Origin of the sequence: Flavobacterium amnicola, assembly GCF_004122165.1 — a bacterium.
GTDB classification, from domain to species: Bacteria; Bacteroidota; Bacteroidia; order Flavobacteriales; family Flavobacteriaceae; genus Flavobacterium; species Flavobacterium amnicola.
The window spans coordinates 361850-383435 of sequence record NZ_SBKO01000002.1 but is presented as its reverse complement, the minus strand read 5'-3'; the positions used below and the strand labels follow the sequence as shown (position 1 = coordinate 383435).

Genomic DNA, 21586 nt, shown 5'->3' with positions numbered 1-21586 from the left:
TAAAAGTTAAAGTTAATGTACATTCCATTCGAAAATTTACCGTTAGAGTCACGTATTTGGATTTATCAATCCAATCGGAAATTTTCTGATGAAGAAATGGCTGAAATTGAATCTGCTGTTAAAAATTTTGTTGAAAATTGGGCCGCTCACGGAACAAGTTTAGAAGCTTCTTATCTAATTAAATATAACAGATTTATCATTTTTGCAGTAAATCAAGAGGTTCAAGCAGCAACGGGTTGTTCTATCGATGCTTCCGTTCAATTTATACAAGAATTAGAGCAGAAATACCAAGTCGATTTGTTAGATAAAATGAATGTAACGTTTAAAAATGGTGAATTCATTGCCCATAAATCATTAATTGATTTCAAAAAAATGGCAAAAGATAAAGCCGTAACGGGTTCTACCATTGTCTTTAATAATTTAGTAAATACCATAGAAGAATTTAACGAAGCTTGGGAAGTTCCTGCAGAGGAAAGCTGGCATAGTAGATTTTTTTAATCACAATTCATGAAACATTTTTTTTTCAAAATAAGTATACTAGTTCTGGTATCATTTCTGATATGGAATTGTTCTAGTGTCAAAAAGAATACTGCTAAAACTTCACAAACAGTTAGTACCCCAAAAATGGAGTACAAAGATGTTACCAAAGAAGGTTTCAATTTATTTGAAGATTCTCCCCTTGAAAAAAAATGGGTAGACAGCGTGTATGCTACTTTATCCTTTGAAGAAAAATTAGGTCAGTTGTTTATGGTCGCGGCCTATTCTAATAAAGATACTATTCATTTCAATGCCATCGAAAAATTAGTCAAAAACTATAAAATTGGTGGTTTGATTTTCTTTCAAGGTGGACCCGTTCGTCAAGCCAAGTTAACCAACCGTTTTCAAGCACAATCAAAAGTACCTTTGTTTATTGGGAATGACGCCGAGTGGGGATTGAGTATGCGATTGGATTCCACTTATAAATATCCATGGAACATGACTTTGGGAGCTATTAAAGACTTAAAACTTATTGAAGAGTTAGGAGTTCAAATGGGGAAAGAAACCAAAAGATTGGGACTTCAATTTAATTTTGCACCAGTTTTAGATATCAATACCAACCCGAATAATCCAATTATTGGAAATCGCTCGTTTGGCGAAAGTAAGGACGAAGTAACCAGTCATGCAATTGCTTTGATGAAAGGACTTCAAAATCAAAATGTATTTGCCACTGGAAAACATTTTCCGGGACATGGTGATACCGAAACGGATTCACATCATACCTTGCCAAAAGTTAATTTTTCGGAAGAAAGACTGAACGAAATAGAGTTTTTTCCCTACAAAAAAATGTTCAATTTAGGTCTAGCTTCGGTTATGGTCGCGCATTTGAATGTACCAAGTGTTGAATCTCGTGAAAATTTTCCGACATCCATTTCCTATAATGTAGTTTCAAATATTCTGAAAAAGCAATTGGGTTTTAACGGTTTGATTTTTACCGATGCTCTAAATATGAAAGGGGCAAGTAATTTTAAAAAGCCAGGAGAAATCGACTTAGCAGCCTTTTTAGCAGGAAATGATGTCATGCTTTTTGCGGAAGATGTGCCTACAGCCATCGAAAAATTTACCCAAGCATATAAAGACACATTAATTACAGATGAACGTATTGAACATTCGGTAAAAAAGATTTTAAAATACAAGTACAAATCAGGTTTAAATAATTACAAACCAATTGAAACGGCAAATCTATATACTGACTTAAATACTGGCTATAGTAATTCACTACAGTATAAATTATATGAAAATGCCATTACGGTTATCAAAAATAGTGATGAAACATTGCCAATTACGAATTATGCTAAAAATAAAATTGCATTCGTGAAACTAGGAGATGATTCAGGTAGCAAATTTTTAGCAACATTAAGAAAGTACACGAATATTACGGAAGTTTCTCATACCAATATTGATAGTCTGAACTTAGAATTGAAAAAATTCGATAAAGTTATTATTGGATATCATGTTTCTGATAAATCATGGTGGAAAAAACACGAATTTAATGCTAAAGAGTTGGATTGGATTCAAAAAATCAGCGAAAGTAATACTACAATTTTGGATGTATTTTCTAAACCTTATGTTTTAATGCCTTTGAAAGGTATGGAGCATTTGGAAAGTATAATAGTTTCCTATCAAAACGGTGAAATTGCCCAAGAAGTTTCGGCAGAACTTATCTTTGGAGCCATTGAAGCCAAAGGAGTTCTTCCAGTGTCTGTAAACGAAGATTTTAAAGTTGGATTTGGTTTGCCAACGAAAAAAATTAATGTTTTAGGCTTTTCGAACCCTGAAACTGTTGGAATGAATTCAGTGAAACTGAAAGAAATTGATGCCGTGGTTAAAAAAGCAATTGATGGAAAAATGACCCCTGGAGCACAGGTTTTGGTCGCTCGTAAAGGAAAAATTGTCTATCAAAAATCATATGGTTATCATACTTATGATAATGGTGTTAAAGTTAAAAATAGCGACATCTATGATATTGCTTCCTTGTCAAAAATTGTAGGAACTTTGCCTAATGTAATGTTAGACTACGATAAAGGTAAAATTACGATGGATACTCGTTTGGGGCAAATGGTGCATAAAGCCAAAGGAACCGACAAAGATTCGATTACTTTTAAAGAATTATTATCGCATTACGCTCGATTACAAGCGTGGGAACCTTTCTATAAATCAACGATTGACTCGGTAACTAAGCGCCCATTATCTAAATATTATAGAAAGACAAGTACAAAAGGATTCACGACGCAAGTATCTGAAAACCTTTTTATTCGTGATACCTATAAAGATTCTATCATTGACAAAATAATAAAAAGCAAATTGCTGCCTAAAAAGGAATACAGATACAGCGATTTTACTTTTATACTTTTAAAAGAATACTTAGAGACACATCATAAACGTTCTCTAGATCTTTTAGCAGAAGAGAATTTCTTCTCAAAGTTAGGAATGAATAATACCAGCTACAATCCACTAATTAAATTCGAAGAGGATATTATTCCGCCGACTGAAAAAGATAAGTATTTTAGGTATGATGTCATTCAGGGTTATGTTCATGATATGGCGGCAGCTATGCAAGGTGGAGTAGCAGGTCATGCCGGAATTTTCTCTAATTCGATGGATGTTGCTAAAATGATGCAATTATTTTTGAACAAAGGTAATTATGGTGGAATTCAATACTTTTCTGAAAAAACGATGAATGATTTCAATACCTGTAATTATTGTTCAGAAGGAAATAGAAGAGGAGTAGGTTTTGATAAACCACAAATTAAAGGCGCCGGACCAACTTGTGGTTGTGCTTCGGTGACTAGTTTTGGTCACACTGGTTTTACTGGAACTATGGCTTGGGCCGACCCAGAGAAAGAACTGATTTATATTTTCCTTTCGAATAGAACTTTCCCTGATAGTAATGCAACCAATAAACTTTCTAAAGAAAATATCAGAGAAGATATTCAAAAAATCATTTATGATGCGATTATCAATTAATCGTTAATTTTGTCTAAAAAGTACTGTAACTATTCTTCTTTTTTAAGTATTTTAGTACAATGAAATCGCAATTAACAAATTGTTTTTTGCTAAAAAAACTCCGATGAAAAATAAACCGATACCATATGTCCTAAAAAAAGCAATAAATATTTACATATGAAAATCGCAATCGTTTGTTATCCAACTTTTGGAGGCAGTGGTGTAGTAGCCACTGAGTTAGGATTAGAATTAGCTCGCCGTGGACATGAAATTCACTTTATAACGTATCGTCAGCCGGTTCGTTTGGCACTTTTAAATCCGAATGTACATTATCACGAAGTGAATGTTCCAGAATATCCATTGTTTCATTACCAACCCTATGAATTGGCTTTATCAAGCAAATTGGTAGACATGGTCAAGTTGCACAAAATTGATATACTTCATGTGCATTATGCCATTCCGCATGCCTATGCAGGTTATATGGCAAAACAAATGCTTAAAGAAGAAGGAATCGAGCTTCCAATGGTAACTACGCTCCACGGAACTGATATTACCTTAGTTGGAAATCACCCGTTTTATAAACCTGCCGTTACTTTTAGTATTAATAAATCAGATAAAGTGACTTCTGTTTCCCAAAGTTTAAAAGATGATACCTTGAGATTGTTTGATATCAAAAATGAAATTGAAGTTATTCCTAATTTTATCGAATTAGATACCGATATGAGTTCGGGGACAATATGTAAAAGAAGTATCATGGCATTGCCTGAAGAGCGCATTATCACGCATATTTCCAACTTTAGAAAAGTGAAAAACATTCCGGATGTAATTAAAGTTTTTTACAAAATTCAAGAAAAAATCCCAGCCAAATTAATGATGGTTGGCGATGGACCAGAAAAAGTGATTGCAGAAAATTTATGTGAAAAATTAGGCATTCAAGACAAAGTGATATTTTTTGGAAACAGCCACGAGATTAATCAAATCTTATCGTATTCCGATTTGTTTTTATTGCCTTCCGAAACAGAGAGTTTTGGTTTAGCTGCCTTAGAAGCAATGGCGTGCAGTGTTCCTGTGATCTCGAGTAATTCTGGGGGGTTACCTGAAGTGAATTTTGATGGAATTTCAGGATATTTGAGTAATGTGGGCGATGTTGAAAATATGGCCAGTAATGCTTTAAAAATTCTGATGGATGAAAATGTATTGCAACAATTTAAAATCAATGCATTGGAAACTGCCCAAAAGTTTACTGTGAGTAAAATAGTGCCTCGCTATGAAAAGCTATATTTAGAAGCACTAAATTTGAAATAAAAAAAACTCCTTCATTTGAAGGAGTTTTTTTATTCTGTTTTAGAATCTATATCTGATACCTAAAGCAATATCAGTTCCTGAATCATCAGCTAAACCATCAGAAAAATAAAATTCTGGACGAATATCTAAAGAAATTTGAATTGGCACATCAAAGTTATACTCAATACCTAAATCACCCGCAGCCAAAGCATACGTTGAACTATCTTTTACTCCTGCAAATTTATAACTATAATTTCCAAGACCACCTCCAACTCCAGCATACCAGTTGAAGCCTCCGTCGATATTCCATACCCATTGGTAAAGCCCTACGATTTTAAATGCATCTGCATTGTTGTTATTTCTCCAGCCTAAATCAAACTCCAAACGGTTCTTTTTTGATAATCCTCTCTGATAAGAAATTTCACCACCAAAACCGTCATTGTCTCCTAATCTAAGACCTAGTGCATTTTTAGAAATGTCTTGAGCTTGTGAGCTAAATGCTAGTCCTACTAACATAAAAGCAGTTACAAATAATTTTTTCATAAATTCTGTTTAGTTTTATTTAACGCATATAAAACTACAATTATTGTACCAAGTATCAAAAGTTTATTTCAAAAAATAATAAAGATTCATTTATATTTGTTTCAAACTTTACAAAATGGCAGGAAATTCAATAGGAACTATTTTTAAGCTTACTACTTTTGGTGAATCTCATGGAGAAGCATTAGGTGGGATTATTGATGGCTGTCCTTCGAATGTTTTATTAGATTTTGATGCCATTCAGTTCGAAATGCAACGTCGAAAACCGGGGCAGTCTTCAATTGTTACGCAGCGAAAAGAAGAAGATGAAGTACAATTTCTGTCGGGTGTTTTTGAAGGAAAAACCACTGGAACACCAATCGGATTCATCATTCCGAATACCAATCAAAAATCAGAGGATTACTCCCATATAAAAGATACGTATCGACCAAGTCACGCTGATTATGTTTACGAAAAAAAATACGGCATTCGGGATTACCGTGGTGGCGGACGAAGTTCTGCACGAGAAACAGCAAGTCGCGTAGTAGCGGGTGCTATTGCAAAACAAATTATCCCAACTATTAAAATCAACGCTTTTGTTTCTTCTGTAGGGGAGATATTTATAGACAAACCTTATCAAGATTTAGATTTTTCAAAAATTGAATCGAATGCTGTACGTTGTCCTGATTTGGCTACCGCCGAAAAAATGGAAGCCTATATAAGAGAGATCAAAAAACAAGGAGACTCGGTAGGTGGAACGATTACTTGTGTCATTCAAAATGTACCAATCGGATTAGGAGAACCAGTTTTTGATAAATTACATGCCGAATTAGGAAAAGCAATGCTTTCCATCAATGCTGTACATGGTTTTGAGTATGGAAGTGGCTTTTGTGGTGCTAAAATGAAAGGAAGTGAACACAATGACTCATATAATGAAGATGGAACTACGAAAAGTAATCTTTCTGGTGGAATTCAAGGAGGAATAAGCAACGGAATGGATATTTATTTTCGTGTCGCATTTAAACCTGTAGCTACTTTATTGCAAAAGCAAGACGTGTTAACTAATCAAAATGAAATTATAGTACAGCAAGGTAAAGGACGTCACGATCCTTGTGTGGTGCCACGAGCAGTACCTATTGTAGAAGCTATGGCAGCACTAGTGATTGCCGATTATTATTTATTAAACAAAACTTACCAAACCCAATAATGAATCAAGAAACGAATTTACCAGAATCTAAAAAATCTATTTTTTCCAATTTGACGATGCAAATTTTAATTGCAATGGTGATTGGAGCCATTTTAGGGATTTTTGTGCACAACAATTATTCCCCTGAAGCAGCAAAGGAATTTAGCGGCTACATTAAAATGTTGGCAACTATTTTTATCCGTTTGGTTCAAATGATTATTGCACCATTAGTTCTAACGACATTAATAGTTGGAATTGCAAAATTAGGAGATATTAAAGCTGTAGGACGTATAGGAGGGAAGGCTTTAGGATGGTTTTTAACGGCCTCATTAATTTCATTATTAATAGGAATGTTTTGGGTGAACATATTACAACCAGGAACAGGGTTAAATTTATCGGATGTTGATTTGACTACCGCATCGGAAGTAACCGAAAAAACTCAGAATTTCTCCGCTCAAAACTTTGTAGAACATATTATTCCTAAAAGTGTTTTTGAAGCGATGGCGACCAATGAGATTTTGCAAATTGTAATTTTCTCCATTTTTTTCGGATTGGCAGCTGCTTCTATGGGAAATTATTCAAAACCGGTAATTAACGTTTTAGAAATTATTTCTCATGTCGTTTTAAAAATAGTAACCTATGTAATGAAGTTTGCGCCAATTGGAGTATTTGGTGCTATTGCAGGAGTTTTTGCAATTCGTGATTTGAATGAATTACTAATTACCTATGCCAAATATTTTGGTTCGTTTTTAGTCGGAATTACATCGCTATGGGTAGTTTTATTACTTGTTGGATATTTGTTCTTAAAAGGAAGAATGACTACACTTTTAAAGCATATTGTATCTCCATTAGTAATCGCTTTCGGAACAACAAGTAGTGAAGCGGTTTTTCCAAAATTAACTGAAGAATTAGAACGTTTTGGAGTAAAAGATAAAATTGTATCCTTCATGCTTCCGTTGGGTTATTCATTTAATTTGGATGGAAGTATGATGTACATGACGTTCGCCAGTATTTTTATTGCACAAGCGTACGGAATTCCATTAGATTTAGGGACGCAATTAACCATGTTGTTAGTCTTGATGCTTACCAGTAAAGGAATTGCAGGTGTGCCTAGAGCTAGTTTGGTTGTCGTAGCGGCTACTTGTGGTATGTTTGATATTCCTGTGGAAGGAATTGCTTTAATCTTACCAATTGATCATTTTTGTGATATGTTTAGAAGTGCTACAAACGTACTAGGGAATGCTTTAGCGACTTCTGTAGTAGGAAGCTGGGAAAAAGAAGAATAAGCTTTTATGTTATAAAAAATGCCCCGTTTTTCGGGGCATTTTCTTTTTATATCCCGTCTACAATTTTTCCTAAACCACCCAGAACGCCACCTTCTTCTTTTGTGCTGTTAAATCCTCCAGCCGCAATTATTTTTCCGGCCAATCGACTAAAAGGTAAGGATTGGATATAAACCACTCCAGGTCCACGTAGGGTCGCGTAAAACAAACCTTCTCCACCAAAGATTGAATTTTTAATTCCACCGATAAATTCGATATCATAATCAACATCTTTAGTAAAACCTACAATACAACCGGTATCCACTTTTAGAACTTCTCCAGGTTGTAACTCTTTGCGAGCCAATGTTCCTCCAGAATGTACAAAAGCCATTCCGTCTCCTTCAATTTTTTGCATGATGAAGCCTTCACCACCAAATAATCCTCTTCCTAATTTTCTGGAAAACTCAATTCCAACGGAAACGCCTTTAGCGGCACATAGGAATGAATCTTTTTGACAGATAAATTTCCCACCATATTTCATTAAATCGATCGCCACAATTTTTCCAGGATACGGCGACGCAAATGACACTTTTTTCTTTCCAAAATCTTGGTTTTGATAAGCCGTCATAAATAAACTTTCTCCGGTTAACATTCTTTTTCCAGCATTTAGAAGTTTGCCCAATACGCCCGATTGTTGTCCAGAACCATCTCCAAAAATTGTTTCCATTTTGATGCCGTTGTCCATCATCATAAAACTTCCAGCTTCAGCAACAACTACTTCTTGTGGATCTAATTCTATTTCAACATATTGCATTTCTTCACCATAAATATGGTAATCTATCTCGTGTGCTTGCATTTTTATTTAAGTTTATAGTTTTCTAATTAGACTTTCAAATTTTAAAAATGTTACATAAAAAAAGCGTTCCTATTAGAACGCTTGTGTTTTTATCCGTGTATGGTTTCTGATTTTCCATAGTTGGTGATTAATTCTCCTTCAAATTCAATCCATTCTTTCCAACGTTTGTTTACTTCTTCTACCTTGCCATATTTTCGAGCAAAATTTAAAAAAGTAGTATAATGTCCGGCTTCGCTAACCATTAAATCTCTGTAAAATTTAGCCAGTTCTTCGTCTTTTATATTTTCAGATAACACCTTAAAACGTTCACAGCTTCTAGCTTCTATCATGGCGGAAAACAATAATCTATCAACCAAAGATTGCTCTCTTGAACCGTCTTTCTTTAGGAATTTAGCCAATTGTCCTACATAATCGTCCTTTCGTTCGCGATGGAATTCAACACCGCGTTTTTTAATCAGTTCGTGAACCATTTGAAAATGTTCCAATTCTTCACGTGAAATATTCAGTAATTCGGTTACTAATTCTTCCTTTTCAGAATTGTTAATAATCATAGTGATAGCATTTGTAGCCGCTTTTTGCTCACACCAAGCGTGATCCGATAATATTTCAGCAATATTACTTTCTACGATGTTTACCCATCTTGGGTCGGTCTTCAATTTTAATCCTAACATTTCTTTGCGATTGAATTGCAAAATTACATTTTTTAGAACTAATTTATAGTTGTTATTTTGTATAAAATTATTTCAATTGAAAAGCACACTTTTAATTATTGGTTTGGTTTGGCCTGAGCCAAAATCCTCAGCAGCTGGCACTCGAATGCTACAGTTAATCAACTTGTTTTTAGAACAAGATTTTGAAATTGTTTTTGCTTCTGCCGCACAAGAAAGTGATTTTAGTTTTGATTTAGAAAGCTTACATATCAAAAAAGAGAAAATAGAATTGAATTCTTCTAGTTTTGATTCCTTTATTTCGGATTTAAATCCTGACTTAGTTTTGTTTGATCGATTTGTGACCGAAGAGCAGTTTGGTTGGCGTGTAGCAGAAAGCTGTCCCAATGCCACCCGAATCTTAGATACCGAAGATTTGCATTGTTTGCGTTTGGCACGTCAAATGGCAATCAAGAAAAATACCGATTTTCAACTGGAAGATTTATTAAACGAAGAAGTTTCAAAAAGAGAAATTGCGAGTATTTATCGTTGTGATTTGTCTTTAATCATTTCTGATTTTGAAATGGGAATACTGCAAAATGTTTTTAAAATAGATGCTCAGCTGTTGCATTATTTGCCTATGTTCTATAATGCCGATGACAACTATTTGACCTTTGAAGAAAAGCAGCACTTCGTTTTTATTGGTAATTTTTTGCACGAACCCAATTGGGATGCCGTAAAACAATTGAAAGAACATATTTGGTCTCCAATTAAAAAACAATTGCCAGAAGCAGAATTATATATCTTCGGTGCCTATCCGTCCCAAAAAGTGTTGCAATTTCACAATGAAAAAGAAGGATTCATCATTAAAGGTAGAGCAGAAGACGCGTTAGAGGTAATTAAATCAGCCAAAATCATGTTGGCGCCTTTGCGTTTTGGCGCCGGAGTTAAAGGCAAACTACTGGAAGCAATGAAAGTAGGAACGCCTTCAGTGACTACGTTTATAGGTGCCGAGGGGATTTCAAATGCTGAAAATTGGAATGGATTTGTAACCAATGAAATTGAGGATTTTATAGAAAAGACCATAGCGCTATATCAAAATCAGCAACTTTGGAAGGAGAAACAACAAAAGGGTACTGCGATACTCTCCGGTAAATTTTCAAAGCAAAAATATGCACCCGCTTTTTTTGAAAAAATTTTAAGTTTAAACCAAACAATATACATTCACAGAAGATCAAATTTTATAGGAAACTTGCTACAACAGCAATCCTTTTCGAGTACTAAATTTATGTCCAAATGGATTGAAGAAAAAAATAAAAAAAAGAGCTAAACAAGCCGGAATATTATTTTTTTTAGTAAATTAGATAGGTTCATAAAAGTAACGAATTCAGTCATTTGATGATTTTTACTTCCGGAGTTACATTTATTTTTAATATAAGTTCTGTCAAACTAAATAATTTTGACAGTTTTCCTATGCTTATAAAGCAAGTTGTTTATCAAGATTGGTGGTTTCCAGTAGTTTTATTAGGTTTGGTGTTGGCCTTTGTTTTTTATCGCAATAAAAAGCAGGAAATGGTTAATAAAGACTTGATTAAGAGTTATTTCGAAATTGAAAATTCCAATGAACAGTTTCGATTGTATTTTTTATTCTTGGGGATTTCAATTCTGATTATTGAAGTTGTATTAGATTATTTTTCAACGCGACCAAATGAATCGTTTGAAATTAATATGTTCATCGGTGTTCTACTGATTTCGATTTATCTATTAAGTAAAAAATTCAGAATTGTTTATCAGCATGTAAAAGATTTTTTCACCTTGCTTTTTTTTGCTTTTTACGGCCTAACAATTTATAGAATTTTTCAAAATCCAGATTATCCAGCGACCTATTTTGATTTACTGATTTTGTTTTTTTTGTCTTACAATATTTTTAAGTCGAACAAAAACTATTGGATATTTTCCTTATTGAGCTTCTCGTTAATTCTGGTATTATATTATTATAATATCATACCAAAAGTATATATGGTAACTATGTTATATACAGGTTTTGCCATTTCAATAATAAATCACGTAAAATATATTGTTAATCTGAAAATAAAAGACAACTTTTTATTTGTAGATAATATTGTAAATAAAGGGACTGCATTAGTTTTGGCGGTTAACAAGGCGGGAGAAGTAGTGTATAGTAGTCAAAATATTGTACAAATATTAGGATATACTTCTGAAGAAGTGAAAGGGTTTAAATTTTGGGAATTAACTCAAGATGAAGAGTTTACAACAGTCGATTATGAAATCAGTGAAAAACTTTACACCCGAAAGTTGCGATGCAAGGATGGAAGTTACAAATACATACAGTGGAAAGATTCTAAATATTCAGAAGAAATTTATGTTGGTATTGGTCAAGATGTCACTGAAAGTATAAATACCAAAAATCAATATCAAAACCTTATTGAATCGGCCACCGATATTATTTTTGAAATTGATCGATATGGTAAGTTTGTTTTCATCAATAAGTACGCTCAAAAAGTATTAGGGCTGCACCATAAAGCATCCATAGGACAACATTTTTCTATTTTTATTAGAGAAGATTATAAAGCGAATGTTGAAGATTTTTACAAATATTATATGCTTCAAGGCGAAGCAATTCCTTCTTTAGAATTTCCGATTGTTAAAAGTGATGGCACAGAAATGTGGATTTCACAAAATGTAACCATTATTAAAAATGGTGATAATCGAGTGAGTGGTTTTTCTGCCATTGCAAGAGATATTACCCTTTTAAAAAATATTGAAATTGAAAAAAACGAGAGACAATTTAAGTTAGAAAACTTCAATAAAATTATCAATTCGTTAGTGATAAAACCTTTTTTAGAAAAAGAAACTTTTAAAGGAAGAATTGATGTCATTTTAAAATCGGTTGCAGAAGATACGCAAATCAATAGAGTTAGTTTTTGGAAATATGTTGATGAAGATAGTTTGCACTGTGTTTCCATGTATGAATTGGACAAGCAAAGTTTTTCTGAAGGATTTTCGGATTGTAAAGTCGATAGCCCAATTTATTTTGATGCACTTGAAAATGATAATATTATAGTCGCTTCTGATGTATATACTAATGAAAAAACAAAAGAATATGTGACGGATTATTTTCCAAATAATAATATCAAGTCCATGTTGAATGTACCTGTAATGGCAAACGGAAAATTAAATTCGATTTTATGTTTTGAGACAACGCACGAGCCTAAAGATTGGGATAATGATGATATAAATTTTGCCAGATCAATTGCCGATGTCGTTTCATTGACTATCGAAACCTTCAAACGAATTGATACTGAAAATAAATTAGAAATTAAAACTGAAATCCTAGCAGCCGTTGCCAAAACTACTGTAAAACTACTTGCAAGTAATGATATTCAATCCATATTCTATGAAATTTTTGAAATTGTAGGGAAAGCAACCAAAGTAGACCGTGTTTATTTTTTCGAAAATGATGATGTTTCAAAAACGATGAGTCTAAAAAGCGAATGGGTTAATGATTCTATAACGAGACTTATAGATATTCCGGAGTTGCAAAATATGAAGCATTCCGAAAACACACTTTTTTTAGATTATTTTTCTCAAAATAAAACTTTCATTGCCACCGTCGATACTATTAAAGATGAAGTAATCAAGAAAAGGCTCGATGAACAAAATACGTTAACCATATTATCGTTTCCTATTTTTGTTAAAAACCAATTGTATGGATCTATCGGTTTAGATGATTGTACGGCCAGTAGAGTGTGGACAGAAGATGAAGTGGGGGTATTGCAAATTTTGGCCAACAACATCTCTACAGCTATTGAAAAAATTGATAGTGAAAATTTACTTTTGGAAAGCGAACAGCGGTTCAAATTATTAGCGAATAATATTCCAGGAACGGTTTACTTGTCGCAAGATAATGACAAATTCACAAAACTTTATGTGAATGACGAAATTGAAAATTTAACAGGATATACAAAAGAAGATTTTCTTGAAAATAGAATATTTTTAGTCGATTTGGTACATCCAGACGATACCCAAATGGTTATTGATTTAAATAAAAACTCTTTAAAACAAAGAAAGCCATTTCATTTAACCTATCGATTAAGAAGAAAAAATGGGGAATATATCTGGGTGGAAGAATTTGGTGATGCTGTAATCAAAGATGATAAAGTAGAGTTTTTGGAAGGTATTATTTTTGACATCACAGAGAAAAAAGAAGTTGAAAACGAAATTAAAGCGCGTGAATTAGCCGAAGAATCTAATAAAGCAAAATCTGATTTCCTGGCCAATATGAGTCATGAAATTAGAACACCACTGAATGCCATTATTGGTTTTACCGATTTGTTAAAAGAAACTCCATTGGAAAAAACACAACTTGAATATGTTTCAACAGTCAATCAATCTGCCGATATATTATTGGAAGTAGTAAATGATATTCTCGATTTTTCTAAAATCGAAACCGGAAAATTAGATTTAGAATATCAAAAAACAGATTTATTTGAATTGGCCAATCAAATAATTGATATTATAAAATTTGATTCCAAACAAAAAGGAATTCAATTAGAATTAAATATAGATAAAAATTTACCACAATTTGTCTTAATCGATCCATTACGAATCAAACAAGTCTTACTTAATTTATTATCCAACGCTGTAAAATTCACGGACAAAGGTAAAGTGCAATTAATCATACAATTGGCCTACGTAACAGAAGATATAGCCAATGTGAAATTTATGGTTGTAGATAGTGGAATCGGCATTAAGAAAGATAATCATAAAAAAATATTCGAGCCTTTCTCTCAAGAAGATAATTCCACAACACGTAAATACGGAGGCACAGGTTTAGGGCTTTCTATTTCCAATAATATTCTAAAATTAATGGGTTCTAAACTTGAATTAGATAGTAATTATAGGAAAGGAAGTACTTTTTATTTCGATTTAAATCTTAATTTCTCAGATAAACAAAGTGATTTTGAAACCATAGATGTGAACGATTTAGTAGTTGAATTTGAAAACGTTTCACAACACTTTGAAAAAGATTTGTTGTTACCAATAAAAATATTAATTGTAGAAGACAACAAGATTAATATGATGTTGGCACGTACTTTGTTAGGCAAAATTGTGCCAAATGCTATTTTGTTTGAAGCGAGTAATGGAAAAATTGGAGTGGAAAAATGTAAAGAAGTAAATCCAAATGTAATACTTTTAGATATTCAAATGCCCGTTTTAAATGGCTATGAAGCCGCGCAAGAAATCAGAAAATTCAATCGAGATGTTCTTATAATTGCGTTAACTGCCGGAACGATTAAAGGAGAAAAAGAAAAATGTATCGAGTCGGGAATGAATGATTATATTTCAAAGCCCGTCAATAAAGATTTGTTTGAAAATGTTTTGATTAAATGGCTAAAAAAATAAGAATTGTATATATTTATAAAAATAACAATAGAACTAAATAATTTATAATATGAAATGGCAAGGTAGACGTCAAAGTGAAAATGTAGAAGACCGTAGGGGAATGTCAACTGGTGGCAAAGTGGTTGCCGGAGGTGGAGCATTAGGTATTATTATTTTACTGCTGAATTTATTTGGAGGCGAAACAGGTCAAATGATCACTCCAATGTTAGAACAAATGAACCAACAACAAACTACTACAACCGGAACTCGTACCAGTGAACTTTCGGAAGAAGATAAAGCTGTGGGAGAATTTGTGGCTACCGTTTTTGCCGACACCGAAGATATTTTTGGTAAAATTATGGCCGAAAACAACATACAATACCGTCAACCTAAAATGGTATTGTTCACAGATGCTGTTGAAACTGCTTGTGGCTCTGCATCGGCAGCCTCTGGACCCTTTTACTGTCCTGGGGATGAAAAAGTCTACATGGATTTGGCTTTTTTCAATGAACTTCAAACACGTTTTGGAGCAAAAGGTGGTGATTTCGCCATTGCGTATGTGATTGCTCATGAAGTGGGACATCATATTCAAACCGTTTTAGGAACGTCCAACAAAGTACGTCAATTGCAAGCGCAAATGAGTAAAGAAGAAGGGAATCGTTTGTCTGTAGCACTGGAATTACAAGCCGATTTTTATGCAGGAGTTTGGGCAAAACACAACCAACAAAATTTAGATATCGATGATATCGATGAAGCTTTAAGTGCCGCTCAAGCTGTTGGTGATGATGCTATACAAGAACGAATGCAGGGTTATGTGGTTCCTGAATCATTTACCCATGGCACTTCAGAACAACGTAAGCACTGGTTTATGAAAGGGTATCAAACTGGTGATTTAAAGCAAGGCGATACTTTTGCCGAATTAAAATAAAATAAAATAAAAAAGTCAGGATTAATTTTCCTGACTTTTTATTTACCCTTGATATACTTTTAAGGCTTCTCCTAAGATTTGAGCCGATTTGACGATGTCTTCTTTTTTTAGAACATACGCAATTCGAACTTCATTTTTCCCCATCCCGGGTGTCGAATAAAATCCTGCAGCTGGAGCAACCATAACCGTTTCTCCATTAAAATCATACGATTCTAATAGCCATTGTGCAAAATCATCCGCATCTTTAACAGGAAGTTGTGCAATACAATAAAAAGCACCTTTTGGAGTGGCAATTTTTACGCCTGGAATTTTATTCATTTCCGTAATTAGTGTATCACGGCGATCTCTATATTCGTCGATAACTTCGTCAAAATAACTTTGTGGAGTGTCTAAAGCTGCTTCACTTGCAATTTGTTCGTAGGTTGGTGGCGATAAACGTGCTTGGGCAAATTTCATCGCTGTAGCCATAACAGCTCCGTTTTTAGAAACAATACAACCAATTCTTGCGCCACACATACTATAGCGTTTAGAAACCGAATCAATCATGATCGCGTTTTCTTCTATTCCCGGCACATCCATTACTGAGTAATGTTTTGCTCCTTCATCATAAACGAATTCGCGGTATACTTCATCAGCAATTAAAAACAAATCATGTTTTTTAACTAATGCTGCTAATTGTTGAATTTCTGTTTCAGAATATAAATAACCAGTAGGATTCCCTGGATTACATATTAATATCGCTTTGGTTTTTGGAGTAATTAATTTTTCAAAATCGGAAATAGGAGGAAGTGCGAATCCTGACTCTATCCCTGAAATTACTGGAATTACTTTTATCCCTGAAGCCGTTGCAAAACCGTTATAATTTGCATAAAATGGCTCTGGAATAATGATTTCATCACCTTGATCCATAGTACTTCCCATGGCAAATAAAAGGGCTTCCGATCCCCCAGTAGTTACGATGATGTCTTCTTTGTTAATTGGTAAACCAATTTTTTGATAACTCAAAGCTAATTTTGTTCTATAGCTGTCAAATCCTGCAGAATGACTGTATTCTAGTACTTTAATATCGGTATTTTTGATAGCTTGTAAAGCAACATCAGGTGTTTTAATATCGGGTTGACCAATATTTAAATGATATACTTTATGTCCTTTTTTCTTTGCAATCTCAGCATACGGAACCAATTTTCTAATTGGCGATTCGGGCATTTGTTGACCTTTATTTGATATTTTAGGCATGATAATGAATTTGAAATGCAAATTTGCAATTTTTTATTCAAATAGAAATTTAAAAAATGTTGCAAATTTGTTAAATCTCCTATTTTTGTGCGAATTTATTGTAACTTTATAGAAAGCTTTTTTATGAATTTGTTATACCATTGTGCCCTTCTTCTTTTTTCATCCCTATTGTTTTCCCAATCACATTTTAGGTTTGCTAATGAAGGGAAAAAAGCGTCTATCCCTTTTATAGAAAGTAATCATCTGGTCATCATTCCAGTAAATTTAAATGGTGCTAATTTGAACTTTTTATTAGATACAGGAGTTGAAAACACCGTATTGTTTAGCTTAGATGAAACCGATTCTATCAATTTTGACAACATTGAGAAAATTAAAATAAAAGGATTGGGTAGTGGAGAGGCTATTGATGCTTTAAAATCGTCCAAAAATAAACTGATAATTAAAAATTATGTTGATTTAGAGCATGAAGTATATATTATTTTAGATGAAAATATTAATTTTTCTTCTCAGCTCGGAATTCCGGTGCATGGTATTATTGGATATACTTTCTTTAAAGAAAATTTGGTTGAAATCAATTATGCTAAAAAAAGAGTTTATGTCTATCCACACGAAGCTAAATCTACTAGTAAAAGATTAAAAAAGCGGACATCCATACCCATAACTTTAGAAGCACAAAAACCTTATGTAAGTTTAATTTCGGTTTTGAACAATGAAAAAATAGAAACAAAAATGCTCATAGATACTGGGAATAGTGACGCTATTTGGTTGTTTGAAGATACTAAAATTAAAGCGCCCTCTCTCTTTTTTGATGATTTTTTAGGACGTGGATTTAGTGGTGATATTTTTGGAAAAAGAGCTCGATTGGAAAGTCTTGAAATTCAAGATTTTGTCATTCAACAACCTACTGTTTCATTCCCCAATGAAGCATCTTTATTTGGAGTAAATTTTGTTAATAATAGAAAAGGCTCTTTAGGTTCGGGTGTTTTAAGACGTTTTAATGTGGTATATGATTATAAAAACGAAAAAATATTTCTGGATAAGAACTCCAATTTTAACGATCCATTCAATTATAATATGAGTGGAATGGAATTAGAGCATTCGGGAATGCAATATGTGGAAGAAAAAGTAGAGTTGTTTACAAACGTACTTCAAATTGATGTTTCAGCTACCGACTTACCAACCAAATTCAAATATAATTTTTCACTTAAACCTGTATTGGTTGTTTTATCAGTTCGTCCTGATTCTCCAGCCGCACTTGCAGGAATAAAAAAAGGGGATGAATTAAAAAAGATAAATGGAACACTTGCCTACAAGTATAAACTATATGAGATCAATCAAATCTTACAATCAGAAGAAGGAAAATGGGTTACCATAGAATACGAAAGAAACAACAAGTTGTTTAAAGCTAAAATTCAATTGAAAAAGATATTATAAAAAAAAGCCACTGAAAAGTGGCTTTTAATTTTTTTGTCAATTTTATTTACCTCCCGAAGTAGGTGTTATTACGAGTCCTTTAATTTTTATCGCAACTAAGCCACCTTCAGCGTTAACGGCATTACTTTCTACCGTTATTGTTTTTCTAATAGGTCCAGGGTTCATGTTATATTTTACCTCAATTTTTCCTGTTTTTCCAGGTAAAATAGGGTCTTTAGGCTTAGAAGGTACTGTACAACCACAAGAAGATTTTACATCTTTTATAATTAATGGTGCATCTCCTGTATTGGTAAATTCAAATATTCTAATCCCATTGTCAGTCTCTTTCGAAACATTACCATAATCAATAGTATTGTCTTGAGCTTTAAATTCAATTCTCGCTCCCGATTGTGCTTGAACTGAGATGCTCAAAACAAGCATTACTATTATTGCTACAATTTTTTTCATAATTTTTTATTTAAAGTAAAATTACTTTGTTTTCGTAAACTTACAAATATTTTTGACGCACTTTTTATATTAGTGTAGTTTACTTACTTTTGCATAGTAAATTACAAAAAGTGTACCAAAGTTTATTTAGCATATTTCTTCAGGAGCGAGTCAACTAGTTAAGACTCCATTATCTAACTTTTTAATTAGTAAAAAGTTACAAATCACTATTGTAATTATAAATCAGAATTGTATTCTGAAATCTTAAATCAAAAATCTAAATTTAAAATGATACCAGCTCAATTTGATGCCAAAACTGTAGAACAAAAATGGTACGATTACTGGATGAAAAACAACTATTTTCATTCCAAACCAGACCATAGAACACCATACACTATTACTATTCCACCACCCAATGTTACGGGTGTGTTGCACATGGGACACATGTTGAATAATACGATTCAGGATGTATTAATTCGTCGTGCCCGTTTAAAAGGATTCAACGCTTGTTGGGTTCCTGGAACCGATCACGCATCTATTGCTACCGAAGCAAAAGTAGTTGCCAAACTAAAAGAAGAAGGAATAAACAAAAACGATTTAACTCGTGAAGAATTTTTGAAACATGCTTGGGAATGGACCGACAAATACGGCGGAACTATTCTGGAACAATTAAAACAACTAGGTTGTTCTTGTGATTGGGATAGAACAAAGTTTACTATGGACCCTGACATGTCAGCGTCTGTAATTCGTTCGTTTGTTGATTTGTATAATAAAGGTCAGATCTATCGCGGTTACCGAATGGTAAACTGGGATCCAGAAGCGAAAACTACTTTATCTGATGAAGAAGTTATTTACGAAGAACGTCAAGGAAAACTATACCACTTAAAATACCAAATAGAAGGGACGAATGAGTTTGTAACCATTGCAACGACACGTCCTGAAACTATCTTGGGAGATACTGCTATTTGTATTCATCCGGAAGACGAGCGTTATTTCCACTTAAAAGGGAAGAAAGCAATTGTTCCTATTTGTAACCGTGTCATTCCAATCATTTTTGATGAGTATGTAGACATGGAATTCGGAACGGGCTGTTTGAAAGTAACACCTGCTCACGATGTAAACGATAAAGCGTTAGGAGAAAAGCACCATTTGGAAATCATCGATATTTTTAATGAAGATGCTTCTTTGAATAGTTTCGGATTGCATTACGAAGGAAAAGATCGTTTTGTGGTTCGTGAAGAAATTTCAAAAGAATTAGAAGCTATTGGTGCTTTGGCGAAAACAGAAAATCACATTAATAATGTTGGAACTTCAGAAAGAACAAAAGCGGTTATCGAACCTCGTTTGTCGGATCAATGGTTCTTGCGTATGGAAGATTTGGTGAAACCAGCCATCAAAGCGGTTTTAGAATCGGATGAAATTAAACTATATCCGAGCCGTTTTAATAATACGTATGCGCATTGGTTAAATAATATCCGTGATTGGAATATTTCCCGTCAATTGTGGTGGGGCCAACAAATTCCTGCGTATTTCTACGGCGATGGAAAAGAAGATTTCGTAGTTGCTGAAAATATTAACGATGCTGTAAAATTAGCACAAGAAAAAACAGGAAATACTTCATTACAAGCTTCTGATTTGACGCAAGATGCGGATGCTTTAGATACCTGGTTCTCTTCTTGGTTATGGCCAATGGCTGTTTTCGGAGGAATTATGGAGCCTGAAAATGAGGATTTCAAATACTATTATCCAACAAATGACTTGGTGACAGGTCCAGATATTTTATTCTTCTGGGTAGCGCGTATGATTATTGCGGGTTACGAATATGCTGGTGAAAAACCTTTTACGAATGTATATTTAACAGGATTAGTTCGTGATAAACAAGGACGTAAAATGTCGAAATCACTAGGAAACTCTCCAGAACCATTAGGGCTAATTGAAAAATTTGGTGCCGATGGAGTTCGTGTTGGATTGCTTTTGAGTGCTTCTGCCGGAAACGATATTTTGTTTGATGAAGAATTATGCAACCAAGGAAAAGGATTTGCCAATAAAATATGGAATGCCTTCCGATTAATTACGGGTTGGGAAGTTTCGGATGCCATTCCTCAGCCAGAATCGTCTAAAGTTGCTATCGAATGGTACGAAGCAAAGTTGCAAAAAGCATTGTTGGAAATCGAAGATAACTTCGATAAATACAGAATTTCGGATGCCTTAATGGCCATTTATAAATTGGTTTGGGACGATTTCTGTTCATGGTTCTTAGAAATGATCAAACCAGGATACCAACAACCAATCGACAGTGTCACTTTTGCGAAAGCAATCGAAATGTTGGAAGCCAACTTGAAATTGTTACATCCATTCATGCCTTTCTTAACGGAAGAGATATGGCAGTATATTGCTGACAGAACGCCAGAACAAGCGTTAATTATTGCCGAATGGCCAAAAATGACCTCTGTAAATGAAAAGTTAATTTCGGATTTCGATTTTGCCACAGAAGTAATTTCCGGAATCAGAACGATACGAAAAGACAAGAACATTCCGATGAAAGATTCTATCGAATTAAAAGTAGTAAATGCAGAAAAAGCTTCAACTTATTTTGATTCAGTAATCACTAAATTAGGAAACGTTTCGGAATTAGGATATGTTTCTGAAAAAGTGGATGGCGCTTTGTCTTACCGAGTAAATTCAAACGAATATTTTATTCCAATTACTGGAAATATTGATGTAGAGGCCGAAATCGCTAAACTAACCGAAGAGTTAAACTATATTAATGGTTTCCTGAAATCGGTACAGATTAAATTATCAAATGAAAAGTTTGTGGCCAATGCGAAAGCAGAGATTATTGAAAACGAACGTAAGAAAGAAGCGGATGCTTTAGCAAAAATCGCAACGATTGAGCAAAGTTTAGCTGGTTTGAAATAA

At 33.7% G+C, this 21586-nt stretch carries 15 protein-coding genes; 10 read left to right on the top strand and 5 right to left on the bottom strand.

Annotated elements, in window-relative coordinates; genetic code table 11:
* Positions 1-15 precede the first annotated feature (15 nt).
* From EQG63_RS07230 to bshA, 3 genes are all read left to right on the top strand, one after another.
* Entirely contained in the window at positions 16-498 is a 483-nt protein-coding gene (locus EQG63_RS07230) for an ABC transporter ATPase (RefSeq protein ID WP_129435688.1), read from the top strand.
* Between the two features lie 9 nt (positions 499-507).
* The gene (locus EQG63_RS07225; RefSeq protein ID WP_129435687.1) at positions 508-3504 is read left to right on the top strand and encodes a glycoside hydrolase family 3 N-terminal domain-containing protein; all 2997 of its coding nucleotides are present in this window, start codon (positions 508-510) and stop codon (positions 3502-3504) included.
* Between the two features lie 156 nt (positions 3505-3660).
* Positions 3661-4788 (top strand): N-acetyl-alpha-D-glucosaminyl L-malate synthase BshA, encoded by a 1128-nt coding sequence (bshA, locus tag EQG63_RS07220; RefSeq protein WP_129435686.1) that lies wholly within the window; start codon positions 3661-3663, stop codon positions 4786-4788.
* 39 nt (positions 4789-4827) lie between these two features.
* On the opposite strand, the gene EQG63_RS07215 is transcribed toward bshA, so the two are convergent.
* Positions 4828-5310 carry a hypothetical protein gene (locus EQG63_RS07215; RefSeq protein WP_129435685.1) on the bottom strand — a complete coding sequence of 161 codons (483 nt, stop codon included), beginning with the start codon at positions 5308-5310 and terminating at the stop codon, positions 4828-4830.
* 115 nt (positions 5311-5425) lie between these two features.
* Here EQG63_RS07215 and aroC point away from each other — a divergent pair, with 115 nt between their 5' ends.
* Together aroC and EQG63_RS07205 are read left to right on the top strand one after the other, a co-directional pair.
* Positions 5426-6493, top strand: a complete 1068-nt coding sequence (gene aroC / locus EQG63_RS07210) for a chorismate synthase (RefSeq protein WP_129435684.1) — start codon at positions 5426-5428, stop codon at positions 6491-6493.
* Entirely contained in the window at positions 6493-7758 is a 1266-nt protein-coding gene (locus EQG63_RS07205; RefSeq protein ID WP_129435683.1) for a dicarboxylate/amino acid:cation symporter, read from the top strand. Before aroC ends, EQG63_RS07205 begins: the two co-directional genes overlap by 1 nt.
* Positions 7759-7804: 46 nt before the next feature.
* Here EQG63_RS07205 and EQG63_RS07200 read toward each other — a convergent pair whose 3' ends face one another.
* Both EQG63_RS07200 and miaE read right to left on the bottom strand, forming a co-directional pair.
* Positions 7805-8590 (bottom strand): TIGR00266 family protein, encoded by a 786-nt coding sequence (locus EQG63_RS07200; protein WP_129435682.1) that lies wholly within the window; start codon positions 8588-8590, stop codon positions 7805-7807.
* 89 nt (positions 8591-8679) lie between these two features.
* Positions 8680-9261: a tRNA-(ms[2]io[6]A)-hydroxylase gene (gene miaE, locus EQG63_RS07195; RefSeq protein ID WP_129435681.1), complete on the bottom strand. Its 582-nt coding sequence runs from the start codon at positions 9259-9261 to the stop codon at positions 8680-8682.
* 76 nt (positions 9262-9337) lie between these two features.
* Between miaE and EQG63_RS07190 the strand changes: the two genes are divergently transcribed.
* The 3 genes from EQG63_RS07190 to ypfJ all read left to right on the top strand — a co-directional run bounded on the left by EQG63_RS07190 (position 9338) and on the right by ypfJ (position 15571).
* Positions 9338-10567: a glycosyltransferase gene (locus EQG63_RS07190; protein ID WP_235827817.1), complete on the top strand. Its 1230-nt coding sequence runs from the start codon at positions 9338-9340 to the stop codon at positions 10565-10567.
* A 143-nt stretch (positions 10568-10710) separates the two neighbouring features.
* Positions 10711-14664, top strand: a complete 3954-nt coding sequence (locus EQG63_RS07185; RefSeq protein ID WP_164974477.1) for a PAS domain S-box protein — start codon at positions 10711-10713, stop codon at positions 14662-14664.
* A 49-nt stretch (positions 14665-14713) separates the two neighbouring features.
* Positions 14714-15571: a KPN_02809 family neutral zinc metallopeptidase gene (gene ypfJ / locus EQG63_RS07180; RefSeq protein WP_129435679.1), complete on the top strand. Its 858-nt coding sequence runs from the start codon at positions 14714-14716 to the stop codon at positions 15569-15571.
* Between the two features lie 42 nt (positions 15572-15613).
* On the opposite strand, the gene EQG63_RS07175 is transcribed toward ypfJ, so the two are convergent.
* Complete coding sequence (locus tag EQG63_RS07175; protein ID WP_129435678.1) at positions 15614-16807, bottom strand: pyridoxal phosphate-dependent aminotransferase; 1194 nt, start codon at positions 16805-16807, stop codon at positions 15614-15616.
* 123 nt (positions 16808-16930) lie between these two features.
* Here EQG63_RS07175 and EQG63_RS07170 point away from each other — a divergent pair, with 123 nt between their 5' ends.
* Entirely contained in the window at positions 16931-18241 is a 1311-nt protein-coding gene (locus tag EQG63_RS07170) for an aspartyl protease family protein (RefSeq protein ID WP_129435677.1), read from the top strand.
* Positions 18242-18283: 42 nt separating this feature from the next.
* Here the strand turns inward: EQG63_RS07170 and EQG63_RS07165 are convergent, their stop codons facing one another.
* The gene (locus tag EQG63_RS07165; protein ID WP_129435676.1) at positions 18284-18688 is read right to left on the bottom strand and encodes a DUF1573 domain-containing protein; all 405 of its coding nucleotides are present in this window, start codon (positions 18686-18688) and stop codon (positions 18284-18286) included.
* A 267-nt stretch (positions 18689-18955) separates the two neighbouring features.
* On the opposite strand from EQG63_RS07165, the gene EQG63_RS07160 reads away from it, so the two are divergent.
* The gene (locus EQG63_RS07160) at positions 18956-21586 is read left to right on the top strand and encodes a valine--tRNA ligase (protein WP_164974476.1); all 2631 of its coding nucleotides are present in this window, start codon (positions 18956-18958) and stop codon (positions 21584-21586) included.